The organism is Burkholderia sp. KL41, assembly GCF_057005415.2.
This window is the reverse complement of sequence record NZ_CM174447.1, coordinates 530,531-544,712: the sequence shown is the minus strand read 5'-3', so window position 1 is coordinate 544,712 and position 14,182 is coordinate 530,531. Positions and strand designations below refer to the sequence as shown.

Genomic DNA, 14,182 nt, shown 5'->3' with positions numbered 1-14,182 from the left:
CGCTCGAAAATACGCGATTACGGAAGCTATGCAAGAATCTTTCGATCCGTAATCGCACAACAATAGCCATGAGTGACACGCTGCAGGAACAGCACGCAGCCGCAGATCACGCAATGCGCAACTGGACCTTCGAGAGGCAAGGTCCGGTCCGGATCGGTTCCGATGCGCACATGCAGATGTTCTGCCGCATGCTGCTCGACACACACAACCCGTACAAGCCGGCGGTCATCGACTGGCCGGCGCTCAAGCCCGCCGAGCTCAAGCGGCTCACGTCGCTGCCGATCTGGGACATCGCGGTGCAAACCGAAGGTCGTGCATCGATCCGCGTCGCCACCTATGCGGCGACGGTCGGCGATCCGCTGCTGCGCCGCGCGCTCGAGATGGACGGCGGCGAGGAAGCGCGCCACAAGGTCGTGCTGTCGAAGCTCGTCGAGGCATACGGCATCCGGCTCGCCCCCGAGCCACCCTACCCGGCGCCGAAGGATCCCGAGTGGTCGTGGATGGTCACGGGCTTCAGCGAATGCATCGACAGCTTCTTCGCGTTCGGCCTGTTCCGCTCCGCGCAGCGCTCCGGTTATTTCCCGCCCGAACTCGTCGACACGTTCGAGCCCGTGATCCAGGAAGAAGGCCGCCACATCCTGTTCTTCGTGAACTGGTACGCGTGGTACTGGCGCAGCCTGACGTGGTGGCGCCGGCCCTGGTTCTTCGCGCGGGTCGCGGCTGTGTGGGTGCATTTGATCCGCGAGCGCATCGGCATCGCGCGCGGGATCGACGCCGACGGCATCGCGCGCGACGCGAACTTCCCGGCGACGAACACCGCCGACATCGGCGAAGCGCTCAAGCCACGCGAGCTGATCGAACTGTGTCTCGCCGAGAACGATCGGCGGATGGCCGGTTACGACAAGCGCCTGCTCCGCCCGTTGTTCGTGCCGCGTATGGCACGGCTCGCGCTGCGGTTTCTCAAGAAGTAGGGCAACCGCTCCGGGCAAGGGCCCGGTTGCCCGGTTGCCCGGCCGAGCATCCTGGCAACCGGGCCTCGGCCATCATCACGTCCGGGCCGGTTGAATGCCGGCCGGAGCCGACCGGTGGCAATCGCATCGTCCGCATCCTGGCGCGCAGGAGCGCAATGCGCAACGATACGTAGTGGTCGACGCATCCGTTCTGCTCCGTGCCCCATGCCCCGCGTCCCGTTCACACCTCGATGCGCGTTCGTCACACGTGCATGGCGAGCCGCATCGCTCGGGCTGCCCGGCCCGCCGCCCGCTCGACGTCGCCACATCGCCGCATCGCCGCATCGCATGCGGTGTGAAACCTCACCGGCCTGCATCCACCTGCCAGATGTGGCGCACCCGACACATTCACTCACGCCCTTTTTTCTTCGGCGCTTCGGGGCGTGCGGACAAATTGTCACACCCAGGATTTAACAATTCAGGGGGCGCCGGCCAGCGGCTTCAGCAACCTGCCGCCGGCACGCGCAAAACGGGAGCGGGCAATGCCTCCCGGACGGGTTCGCCTCGTCGCCAAACCCCACACGAATGTCAACATCAACGAAATAGTCAATAGGACAAATTCGAAATACGAATGACGACGGCCCTGACCATCGCCCTGTAGCACTTTTTTACAAATTCGACGAACCACCCCGCCCGGAACGCCCGTCACACGGGCCATCGCAGCGCACGAAATGCGCATATCAGCACAGCCAGATATTCTTGATTTTGAATTAAATTGATTTAAAGACAATCCAATAAATCAATAATAAATCGACAAGCAAATCACGAATTAACAAATTAACGAGATGAATATCTCATTACCCCGCAATATGCCGAACAACATTACAAATTAGAAAGGAGGGCTTCGCTCGCAAACGTTTGCTATTTCAATTTCCTTACTTTCGTCCCGACATCATCTGTAATCTACCGCACAAAACACATGTAACTCATTGATTTTTATAGTGAATATACGAGGCCCACCGAGGAGATGAGATCCTACATTTTTCATTCTTACATCTTTCAATTTCATTCTTCGTTGACGCATCAAAACACGGTTCATTAACCATATTTTAACTTTTCAAACACGGCATTTATCACTTTTTAGCAATCTAAAAAATCCTCCTCCAATAAACTCCGCCCATCAATTTTGAGATTCGCGCGAGCGCACGGAGTATTCCTCTAACAAAAGAGACCGGTGTGTGGCGTGCACATTTGGAGGTAGCAGGACATGAACCGCACATACCGCTCGATCTGGAACGAAGCACTCGGCGCCTGGGTCGCTGCGTCCGAACACGATTCGGCACGGGGCAAGCCGAACAAGTCGGCTGTCGTGGTCGCCGCAGTCGCGGCCCTGGCGATCAGCCTGCCCGGGCTCGCCGAGGCCAATACGATCAACACACAGCAGACCTGCCTTACGGGAAGCAACGGCGCGGTCGGCCGCGTGAACCCGGGTGGCACGCAAAACCAGGCCGGCGACGGCTCCGGTACGTACTCGGTCGTGGCCGGGTGTAACTCCAACGGCAACGGTTTCACGGGTGTCACGGTTTATGGCGCGTTCGCACAAGCAAACGGCAACGGCGCCGTCGCCATGGGTATCCAGTCATCTGCCGCCTTGTGGGGTGTGGCAACCGGCCTTGAAACGACCGCCAGCGGCATCGGCGCGACCGCCCTCGGCTTCGGCTCGACGGCAGCCGCGCTGAACTCCGTCGCAATCGGCGGCGCGGGCGGCAACGGTACGACGCCGCTGTCGCAGGCAAACTCGACCATCGCATCGGGTGCGGGCTCGATCGCAATCGGCAGCAACGCAACGAAGGGCGCGCAGTCGGCCGCTTCGGACAGCATCGCGGTCGGCGGCCAGTCATCTGTCGCATCGGCCGCCACCTCGGGGATCGCACTCGGCCGCGGCGCGACCGTCAACGGCGCGTACGGCATCGCTCAGGGCGACGGCATCGTCTCCGGCGCAACCGGCCAGAACGTCGCGATCGGTTCGTCGGGTACGACGGCCAACAGTGGTAGCGCGAGCGGCGGCGCGGTGGCAATCGGCCGCGCGCAAACGGCCAGCGGCGACGGCGCGGTCGCGCTCGGCACCAGCAACTCGGCAAACGGCACGGGCGCGGTCGCGCTCGGCAACGGCAACTCGGCGAACGGCACCGGTGCGGTTGCGCTGGGCAGTGGCAACAGCGTGACGGGGACGGGTTCGGTCGGTATCGGCAGCAGCGCCAAGGCGACCTATGCGGGTTCGAGCGCAATCGGTGCCTCGTCGTATGCGGGCGGGACTTCGGCGCCTGCCTCCGCTTTCGGGAACGGGAGTTCCGCGACGGCGAACTATGCAACCGCGATCGGCGTCAACGCCAGCGCTGCCGGCGGCGGCAGCGTTGCGCTGGGCGTGGCCACTGCGAGTGCGCTCCAGAGCGTTGCAATCGGCCAGCAATCCAATGCTTCTCAAGCCGGCAACATTTCGATCGGCTCGTTTGCGACGGCCAGCGGCAACGGCAATGCGGTCGCGATGGGCTATCAATCGACCGCTTCCGCCGGCAACGCGATGGCGCTCGGCTACCTGTCGACGGCCAACGTTGCAAACTCCGTCGCCCTTGGCAACAACTCGGCGACGATTGGTGCGGCGGACACGGCGACGGGCGGCACCGGTTCGGTCAACTCCGCCACGATCGGTGGCCAGACGTTCGGTAACTTTGCGGGCGCAAGCGCCGCCAACGGCGTCGTCAGCGTGGGTACGGCGGGCAACGAGCGTCGCATCCAGAACGTCGCGGCTGGTCTCGTCACGTCGACCAGCACCGATGCGATCAACGGTAGCCAGCTCTACTCGGTCGCGAGCACGACGACGTCGAGCATCGCGAGCCTGTCGACGTCGGCTTCGACCGGCTTGTCCTCGGCGAATAGCTCGATCACGTCGCTGTCGTCCTCCACGTCGACCGGCCTCTCGTCGGCCACCAGCTCGATCGGCTCGCTGTCGACCGGCCTCTCGTCGACGAACAGCTCGGTCACCTCGCTGTCGTCCTCCACGTCGACTGGCCTCTCGTCGGCCAACAGCTCGATCGGCTCGCTGTCGACCGGCCTCTCGTCGACCAAGAGCTCGGTCACCTCGCTGTCGTCCTCCACGTCGACCGGTCTGTCGTCGGCCAACAGCTCGATCGGTTCGCTGTCGACCGGTCTCTCGTCGACCAATAGCTCGGTCACCTCGCTGTCGTCCTCCACGTCGACGGGTCTGTCGTCGGCTACCAGCTCGATCGGCTCGCTGTCGACCGGTCTCTCGTCGACGAACAGCTCGGTCACTTCGTTGTCGACCTCCACGTCGACGGGTCTGTCGTCGGCCACCAGCTCGATCGGTTCGCTGTCGACCGGTCTCTCGTCGACGAACAGCTCGGTCACTTCGTTGTCGACCTCCACGTCGACGGGTCTGTCGTCGGCCACCAGCTCAATCGGCTCGCTCTCGACCGGCCTCTCGTCGACGAACAGCTCGGTCACGTCGTTGTCGTCCTCCACGTCGACTGGCCTGTCGTCGGCTAATAGCTCGATCACGTCCCTGTCGACTTCGACCTCGACGGGTCTGTCGTCGGCCAACAGCTCGATCGGTTCGCTCTCGACCGGCCTCTCGTCGACCAATAGCTCGGTCACCTCGCTGTCGTCCTCCACGTCGACTGGCCTCTCGTCGGCCAACAGCTCGATCACTTCGCTGTCGACTTCGACCTCGACCGGCCTGTCGTCGGCCACCAGCTCGATCGGTTCGCTGTCGACCGGTCTCTCGTCGACGAACAGCTCGGTCACTTCGCTGTCGTCCTCCACGTCGACGGGGCTGTCGTCGGCTAATAGCTCGATCACGTCCCTGTCGACTTCGACCTCGACTGGCTTGTCGTCAGCCACCAGCTCGATCGGCTCGCTCTCGACCGGCCTCTCGTCGACGAACAGCTCGGTCACCTCGTTGTCGTCCTCCACGTCGACTGGCCTGTCGTCGGCTAATAGCTCGATCACGTCCCTGTCGACTTCGACCTCGACCGGTCTGTCGTCGGCCACCAGCTCAATCGGTTCGCTCTCGACCGGTCTCTCGTCGACCAATAGCTCGGTCACTTCGCTGTCGACTTCGACCTCGACTGGCTTGTCGTCGGCCACCAGCTCGATCGGCTCGCTCTCGACCGGCCTCTCGTCGACGAACAGCTCGGTCACTTCGCTGTCGACGTCGACCTCGACCGGCCTGTCGTCGGCCACCAGCTCGATCGGTTCGCTGTCCACCGGCTTGAGCACGGTCTCGACGAAGACAGACAACCTCGGTAGCAGCACGGCCTCGGCACTTGGCGGTGGCTCGACGTATGACCCGACAACCGGCAAGGTCTCGGCCCCGTCGTACACCACGTACAACGCGAACGGCACGACGTCGACCGCCAACAACGTCGGCTCGGCAATCGACAGCATCAACAGCCAGGGCATCAAGTACTTCCACGCGAACTCGACCGGCGCCGACAGCACCGCGACGGGCACCGACGCCGTCGCCATCGGCAGCGGCGCCATCGCCAGCACGAACAATTCCGTCGCGCTGGGCGCCGGCTCGAAGGCCGACACCGCGCCCGTCGACACGAGCAGCGCAACCGTCGGCGGCGTCACGTTCGGCGGATTCGCAGGCACCAAGCCGGTTGGCACCGTTAGCGTCGGCAGCGCCAACAACGAGCGGCAAATCACCAATGTCGCCGCCGGCCAGGTAACGTCGACCAGTACCGACGCGATCAACGGTAGCCAGCTTTATTCCGTCGCCCAACAGGTCGGTACCGCGACCAGTGCCATTTCGTCGCTGTCGACTTCGACCTCGACCGGCTTGTCGTCGGCCAATAGCTCGATCACGTCCCTGTCGACTTCCACGTCGACCGGCCTCTCGTCGGCGAATAGCTCGATCACGTCGTTGTCCACGTCGACCTCGACGGGTCTGTCGTCGGCTAACAGCTCGATCGACTCGTTGTCGACTTCCACGTCGACGGGCCTGTCGTCTGCCAATAGCTCGATCACGTCGCTGTCGACTTCGACCTCGACCGGCCTGTCGTCGGCCAACAGTTCGATCACTTCGCTGTCGACCTCGACCTCGACGGGTCTGTCGTCGGCTAACAGCTCGATCGACTCGTTGTCGACCTCGACCTCGACCGGCTTGTCGTCGGCCAACAGCTCGATCACTTCCCTGTCGACTTCGACCTCGACCGGCCTGTCCTCGGCCAACAGCTCGATCACATCGCTCTCGACTTCGACCTCGACCGGATTGTCGTCGGCCAATAGCTCGATCGATTCGTTGTCGACCTCGACGTCGACCGGTTTGTCGTCGGCTAACAGCTCGATCACTTCGCTGTCGACTTCCACGTCGACCGGCCTCTCGTCGGCTAACAGCTCGATCACCTCGCTGTCGACGTCGACCTCGACCGGCCTCTCGTCGGCTAACAGCTCGATCACTTCGCTGTCGACTTCGACCTCGACGGGCCTGTCCTCGGCTAACAGCTCGATCACGTCGCTGTCGACCTCGACCTCGACTGGCCTGTCCTCGGCTAACAGCTCGATCACGTCGCTGTCGACGTCGACCTCGACCGGCCTCTCGTCGGCCAACAGCTCGATCACGTCCCTGTCGACTTCGACCTCGACGGGTCTCTCGTCGGCGAACAGCTCGATCACTTCGCTGTCGACCTCGACCTCGACCGGTCTGTCCTCGGCCAACAGCTCGATCGATTCGCTGTCGACGTCGACCTCGACCGGCCTGTCCTCGGCCAACAGCTCGATCACGTCGCTGTCGACTTCGACCTCGACTGGCCTGTCCTCGGCGAACAGCTCGATCACGTCGCTGTCGACCTCGACCTCGACGGGTCTGTCCTCGGCCAACAGCTCGATCACGTCCCTGTCGACTTCGACCTCGACGGGTCTGTCCTCGGCTAACAGCTCGATCGATTCGCTGTCGACTTCGACCTCGACGGGCCTGTCCTCGGCCAACAGCTCGATCACGTCCCTGTCGACTTCGACCTCGACGGGTCTGTCCTCGGCGAACAGCTCGATCACCTCGCTGTCCACGTCGACCTCGACCGGCCTCTCGTCGGCCAACAGCTCGATCACTTCGCTGTCGACTTCGACCTCGACGGGCCTGTCCTCGGCTAACAGCTCGATCGACTCGTTGTCGACTTCGACCTCGACGGGTCTCTCGTCGGCGAACAGCTCGATCACTTCGCTCTCGACCTCGACCTCGACCGGTCTGTCCTCGGCTAACAGCTCGATCGATTCGCTGTCGACCTCGACCTCGACCGGTTTGTCCTCGGCTAACAGCTCGATCACGTCGCTGTCGACCTCGACCTCGACTGGCTTGTCGTCGGCCACCAGCTCGATCGGCTCGCTGTCGACCGGCCTCTCGTCGACCAATAGCTCGGTCACCTCGCTGTCGACCTCCACGTCAACGGGTCTCTCGTCGGCCAACAGCTCGATCGACTCGTTGTCGACGTCGACCTCGACCGGCCTGTCCTCGGCCAACAGCTCGATCACGTCCCTGTCGACTTCGACCTCGACGGGCTTGTCGTCGGCTAACAGCTCGATCACGTCGCTGTCGACCTCGACCTCGACTGGCTTGTCGTCGGCCACCAGCTCGATCGGCTCGCTGTCGACCGGCCTCTCGTCGACCAATAGCTCGGTCACCTCGCTGTCGACCTCCACGTCGACGGGTCTCTCGTCGGCCAATAGCTCGATCGACTCGTTGTCGACCTCGACGTCGACCGGTTTGTCGTCGGCCAACAGCTCGATCACTTCGCTGTCGACTTCGACCTCGACTGGCTTGTCGTCGGCCACCAGCTCGATCGGCTCGCTCTCGACCGGCCTCTCGTCGACCAATAGCTCGGTCACCTCGCTGTCGACCTCCACGTCGACGGGTCTCTCGTCGGCCAACAGCTCGATCGACTCGTTGTCGACGTCGACCTCGACCGGCCTGTCGTCGGCTAACAGCTCGATTACGTCCCTGTCGACTTCGACCTCGACCGGCCTCTCGTCGGCCAACAGCTCGATCACTTCGCTGTCGACCTCGACCTCGACCGGCCTGTCGTCGGCCACCAGCTCGATCGGCTCGCTGTCGACCGGCCTCTCGTCGACCAATAGCTCGGTCACCTCGCTGTCGACCTCCACGTCGACTGGCCTCTCGTCGGCCAACAGTTCGATCACGTCGCTGTCGACCTCGACCTCGACCGGCCTCTCGTCGGCGAATAGCTCGATCACGTCGCTGTCGACCTCGACCTCGACCGGCCTTTCGTCGGCGAACAGCTCGATCGATTCGCTGTCGACCTCGACCTCGACCGGTCTGTCGTCGGCCAACAGCTCAATCACGTCCCTGTCGACCTCGACGTCGACTGGCCTCTCGTCGGCGAACAGCTCGATCGATTCGCTGTCGACTTCGACCTCGACCGGCCTGTCCTCGGCGACCAGCTCGATCGATTCGCTGTCGACCTCGACCTCGACCGGCCTCTCGTCGGCCAACAGCTCGATCACGTCGCTGTCGACTTCGACCTCGACTGGCCTCTCGTCGGCTAACAGCTCGATCACGTCGCTGTCCACGTCGACCTCGACCGGCATCAGCTCGTTGTCCACCGGCCTGAGCAGCACGAACAGCTCGGTGTCGTCGCTGTCGACCTCGACCTCGACGGGCCTGTCCTCGGCGAACAGCTCGATCACCTCGCTGTCCACGTCGACCTCGACCGGCATCAGTTCGCTGTCCACCGGCCTGAGCAGCACGAACAGCTCGGTGTCGTCGCTGTCGACCTCGACCTCGACCGGCCTGTCCTCGGCGAACAGCTCGATCAGCTCGCTGTCGACCTCCACGTCGACCGGCCTCTCCTCGGCCACCAGCTCGATCACGTCGCTGTCCACGTCGACCTCGACCGGCATCAGCTCGCTGTCCACCGGCCTGAGCAGCACGGACAGCACGATCCTGTCGCTGTCGACCTCGACGTCGACCGGCATCGGCTCGCTGTCCACCGGCCTGAGCAGCACGAACAGCTCGGTGTCGTCGCTGTCGACCTCGACCTCGACCGCGATCAACGCCGCGAAGACGCACTACTACAGCGTCAACGACAACGGCACGCAGCAGGCCAACTACGACAACACGGGCGCCACCGGCACCAACGCACTCGCCGCCGGCGTGAACGCCAGCGCGGCAGGCGCGAGCAGCGTGGCGGTCGGCGACGGTTCGAACGCGCAGTCGGCAGGCGCGGTCGCGATCGGCCAGAACGCATCGGCAACGGGCGGCAAGGCCGTGTCGATCGGCTCCGGCAACACGGCCACCGGCGACGGTGCAGTCGCGATCGGCGACCCGAGCATCGCGACGGGTACCGGCGCGGTCGCACTGGGCGCGAACGACACGGCGACCGGCAACGGCGCAGTGGCGCTCGGCAACGCGAACACCGCAACCGGTGCCAGCGCACTCGCCCTCGGCAGCTCGAACCAGGCCACCGCGGACAACACGATCGCGCTGGGCAACCAGTCGACGGCCAGCGCCGTCGGTGCACAGGCCTACGGCTCGAGCGCCACGGCCAGCGCCGCCGACGCGCTCGCCCTGGGTTCGAACGCCACCGCGAACGTCGCCAACTCGATCGCACTCGGCGCGAATTCGGTCACGGCCGCGGCCGTCGGTACCTCCAGCGCCACGATCGGCGGTGTCACGTACTTCTTCGCGGGCAGCTCGCCGGTCGGCGTGGTGAGCGTCGGCGCACCGGGTGCGGAACGCCAGATCACGAACGTCGCCGCGGGCCGGATCTCGGCCAGCAGCACGGACGCGATCAACGGCAGCCAGCTCAACGCGACGAACAACGCGGTCAACGCGCTGTCGACGTCCACCGCTTCGAACGTCGCATCGCTGTCGACCGGCATCAACTCGCTGTCGACGGGCCTGAGCACGACGAACAGCAACGTGGCCTCGCTGTCCACGTCGACCTCGACCGCGATCAACTCGCTGTCGACCGGCCTGAGCACGACGAACAGCAACGTCAACTCGCTGTCGACGTCGACCTCGACGGGCATCGGTTCGCTGTCCACCGGCCTGAGCACGACGAACAGCAACGTGGCCTCGCTGTCGACCGGCGTGAACAACATCAACAACACGTTGAACTCGCTGTCGACGACGATCAACAACAACACGACGCGCACCGCCAACAACAACGGCGTCGCGGCCGACATGAACGGCAAGGGCACCGACGTGCCGACCGTCACCGCCGGCTCGAACTCGGTGGCGATCGGTGCGAATTCGAACGACGGCGGCCGCTCGAACGTGGTGTCGGTCGGCAGCGACACGCAGCAGCGCCAGATCACGAACGTCGCGCCGGGTACGCAAGGCACCGACGCGGTGAACGTGAACCAGCTGACGCAGGTGCAGACGACGCTGTCGACGGCACTGTCGGGCCAGCAGGCGCAGATCAACTCGCTGGGTTCGCAACTGCAGCAGACCGACCAGATGGCGAAGCAGGGTATCGCGGCCGTCGGCGCGATGGCGTCGATCCCGCAGCTCGATCGCGACGCCAACTTCGGGATGGGCGTGGGCACGTCGACCTTCCTCGGCCAGAAGGCGATGGCGGTCAACATGCAGGCACGCATCACGGAGAACCTGAAGGCGTCGATCAACGGCGGCTTCAGCGGCGGTCAGAAGGTGATCGGCGCCGGCATGCTGTACCAGTGGAAGTAACGCGTCGCGCCGCCAGGCCGCCCGGCTCGCCAGCCGGACGGCCTGCGGCGGCCCCGACGGCCGGACGAGCCCGCCGCGCAACCCGTGGCGGGCTTCAGTCAACCCAAGTTTTGAGGATGTAACCGTGAACAAACTCGCTCTTGCGCTCGCGCTTTCCGCAACGGCCCTCGCCGCGTGCTCAACCGCATCCGGCCCGACCTTCAGCGCCTCCGAACTGCAGCCGCGCGACGGCGTGCGCACCTTCCAGGTGGACTGCCACGGCCTGCTGTCGGGCCCGGAGACCTGCATGAAGGCCGCCCGCAAGATCTGCGGCGAAGAGCCCGTGCGCGCCGTCGATTCGGCCCGCGCGCTGCGCGACAAGTCCGATCCCGCGACGCTCGTGTTCCAGTGCGGCGCGGCGCCGGCCGAAGCGGCGCAGGCTGCCGCGCCGGCGGCTGCCGTCGTCGAACAGGTCAACCTGTCGGGGGACGCGCTGTTCGCCACCGACCACGCGACGCTCGCCCCGACCGCGCGCGAATCGCTCGACCGTCTGCTGAGCGAGCGCGCCGACCACACGTACTCGCAGGTGAGCGTCACCGGCTTTACGGATTCGGTGGGCAGCGACGACTACAATCTCGCGCTGTCGAAGCGCCGCGCCGAATCCGTCGCGGCATACCTGAAGGCACACGGCCTGAAGACCGATTCGCTGACGGTCTCGGGGCGAGGCAAGGCCGACCCGGTCGCGTCGAACGCGACGCCCGAAGGCCGCGCCAGCAACCGCCGCGTCGAAATCCGCCTGCAGCACTGAGCGGGGCGCCGCCGCGCGCGGCGCCCCGATCCGGCCGGCCGTCGGCGCCGCGCCGGCCCGCACCCGCCACCCCGCCGGACGCCCCGGGCGCCGCTTCGCCGGCGCCCGGTTCGCATTGACCGGCGGCTATGTCAAAGTTCGTCACGTCCCGCCAAAAACGGCGGTTTCCGTGCCACAATCGCCGCAGACAGTCGCCGGGGCAACCTGTCCGAATCACGCGCCGTGCCAGGCGTGCCCGATGACACGCCGGGAACCGGCTGCCGCCCTCGCGAACCAGGTCGCCCGATTCGCCCGCCGCGGCGCACCGGCGCAAATGCAACCATGACAATCCACGGCGCGCCGCTTCCAGGCCAGACGCTCGACGCGATGCCCGGACGCGAGACGCCGCAGAGGAAACCAACCGGTGACGGACATCAATGAAGCCGCCTCGGGCGGCACCCGCAAGCAACGGCCGGCGGTCGGCATCTCGCTGTTTGCGCGCGACGGCCAGGCGATCTGGGAAAACGGCATCCACCAGAACATCGCGTTCCTCGCGATGATGCTCAAGCGCTCGGATCGCGTCGGCCCGGTCTACTTCCTGAACGGCGGCGACGCCAACGCGCTGCCGGCCGGCCTCGAACTCGACGGCCTCGACATCCCGCTCGTGAAACCCTCCGACGTCACGCACGAACTCGACGTCGTGATCGAAATGGGCGCGCAGCTGCCGGTGGAATGGCTCCGACACATGAAGGCGCTCGGCAAGAAAATCGCCGCGTTCTTCTGCGGGCACGTGTACGCCGGCCTGTGCGAAACCCCGATCTTCGGGAAGCCGTCGGGACACGTCTTCAACGGCGCGCCGTTCGACGAAGTCTGGTTGCTGCCGCAATACGACAAGACCGCGGCGCCGATGCTGCGGACCATCCTGCGCGCGCCCGTCCACCTGATGCCGCACATCTGGTCGCCGTACTTTCTCGATCGGCGCATCGCCGCGCTCGCCGCGGAAGGCGCGACGTTCGGCTATCGGCCCGGCCGCCGCCCGTGGTATCTCGCGATGCTCGAGCCGAACATCTCGGTCGCCAAGTCCTGCCACTATCCGATGCTCGCGTGCGACGCGTTCTACCGTGCGCGTCCGGACGCGGTTCAGCACATGTTCGTCGTGAACTCGTTGCACATGAAGGAGCATCCGACCTTCGTGCACTTCGCGAACAGCCTCGATCTCGTGCGCCAGCACAAGGCGACCTTCGAGCCGCGCCTCGACCTGCCGGGCTTCATGGCGCGCCACGCGGATGCGGTCGTGTCGCACCACTGGGAAAACGGGCAGAACTATCTGTATTACGACGTGCTGTACGGCGGTTATCCGCTGATCCACAACTCGACGCTGATCGGCGACGCCGGTTATTACTACCCGGACTTCGATTCCGCCGCGGGCGGCCGCGCGCTGCTCGACGCGTGGCTGCATCACGACGAACGTCTCGACGACTACCGCGCGAAGGCCGGCCGGCTGCTGCAGTCGGTCTCGATCGACAACCCCGCGAACCTCGACGCGTTCGTCTCGCGTCTGGTCGCCTGAACCGGAGAATACGCATGTCGGACTCCAATGCCCGTCAAGCGCCCGGCGAGGGCAAGCGTCTCGTCGTCGGCGTGTCGCTGTTCGTGCGCGGCGCCGGCCAGTCGCTGTGGGAAAACGGCATCTTCCAGAACTGCCTGCTGCTGATCCTGCTGCTGCGCCAGTCGCCGCTCGTCGCGGAAGCCGTGATGGTGAACGGCGGCGAACAGGTCGCCGATCCGCAGATGATGCTCGGCGAATGGGACGTGCCGCTCCTGTCGATGGACGAAGCACTGCAGCGCTGCGACGTACTGATCGAAATGAGCGCGCAGTTCGGCGCGGATTACCTGCACGCGTTCCGCGCGCGCGGCGGCAAGGTCGTCACGATGCGGGTCGGCAACGACTACGTGATCGACATCGAACGCGCGATGTTCAACAAGCCGTCGGGTTTCCTGTTCTCGGGTGCGCCGTACGATGCCGTGTGGACGATTCCCGAATTCGAGCGCTCGTGCCTGCACTATTACCAGACGGGCCTGCGCGCGCCCGTCACGATCGTTCCGCACATCTGGCACCCGATGCTGTTCGACAAGGCGCGCGCGACACTCGGTGCCGGGCTGTCGTTCGGCTATGAACCCGGCAAGCCGCGCTGGCGCGTGACGATGTTCGAGCCGAACATCTGCATGGTGAAGACGAGCGTCATCCCGATGCTTGTGGCCGAGGAGGCGTATCGCGCGAAACCGGATTTCCTCGAGTTCGTGCGCGTATGCAACACGCTGCACCTGAAGGAACATGCGACGTTCGTCCATTTCGCGAAAAGCCTCGACATCGTGAACCACGGGATCACGACGTTCGAGAGCCGCTACGCGGTGTACGAGTTCATGGCCGCATTCGGCGACGCGGTGGTGTCGCACACGTGGGAAAACGCGCAGAACTACCTGTACTACGAACTGTTGTACGGTGACTACCCGCTGATCCACAACTCGCCGTTCCTCGGCAAGGCCGGGTATTTCTATCCGGACTTCGACTGCCAGGCCGGCGGCCGCGCACTGTTGAAAGCGTTCGCCGAGCACGACGCGAACCTGGAAGCGTACCGCGAGCAGTCGAAGCATGTGCTCAGCTCCGTGAGCATCTACAACCCGGAGAACGTCGCCGCCTATACGGACGCGATCGCCACCCTCTATCGCGACGCGTGACGC

General features: G+C 64.8%; 5 protein-coding genes. All 5 read left to right on the top strand.

What is annotated here, in order from left to right:
* Nucleotides 1-68: 68 nt before the first annotated feature.
* The 5 genes from PQB87_RS20040 to PQB87_RS20020 all read left to right on the top strand — a co-directional run bounded on the left by PQB87_RS20040 (nucleotide 69) and on the right by PQB87_RS20020 (nucleotide 14,179).
* Nucleotides 69-971: a ferritin-like domain-containing protein gene (locus PQB87_RS20040; RefSeq protein ID WP_489243558.1), complete on the top strand. Its 903-nt coding sequence runs from the start codon at nucleotides 69-71 to the stop codon at nucleotides 969-971.
* A 1,246-nt stretch (nucleotides 972-2,217) separates the two neighbouring features.
* The gene (locus PQB87_RS20035) at nucleotides 2,218-10,674 is read left to right on the top strand and encodes an ESPR-type extended signal peptide-containing protein (protein WP_489244257.1); all 8,457 of its coding nucleotides are present in this window, start codon (nucleotides 2,218-2,220) and stop codon (nucleotides 10,672-10,674) included.
* 124 nt (nucleotides 10,675-10,798) lie between these two features.
* Nucleotides 10,799-11,461 (top strand): OmpA family protein, encoded by a 663-nt coding sequence (locus PQB87_RS20030; protein WP_060068404.1) that lies wholly within the window; start codon nucleotides 10,799-10,801, stop codon nucleotides 11,459-11,461.
* A gap of 403 nt (nucleotides 11,462-11,864) precedes the next feature.
* Entirely contained in the window at nucleotides 11,865-13,010 is a 1,146-nt protein-coding gene (locus PQB87_RS20025; protein WP_048025465.1) for a DUF2827 domain-containing protein, read from the top strand.
* A gap of 14 nt (nucleotides 13,011-13,024) precedes the next feature.
* Nucleotides 13,025-14,179 carry a DUF2827 domain-containing protein gene (locus tag PQB87_RS20020; protein ID WP_059685388.1) on the top strand — a complete coding sequence of 385 codons (1,155 nt, stop codon included), beginning with the start codon at nucleotides 13,025-13,027 and terminating at the stop codon, nucleotides 14,177-14,179.
* Nucleotides 14,180-14,182 lie beyond the last annotated feature (3 nt).

Coding starts and splice junctions, on each gene's coding strand:
- PQB87_RS20040 (WP_489243558.1), top strand. CDS start 69: ATGAGTGACACGCTGCAGGAACAGCACGCAGCCGCAGATCACGCAATG.
- PQB87_RS20020 (WP_059685388.1), top strand. CDS start 13,025: ATGTCGGACTCCAATGCCCGTCAAGCGCCCGGCGAGGGCAAGCGTCTC.
- PQB87_RS20035 (WP_489244257.1), top strand. CDS start 2,218: ATGAACCGCACATACCGCTCGATCTGGAACGAAGCACTCGGCGCCTGG.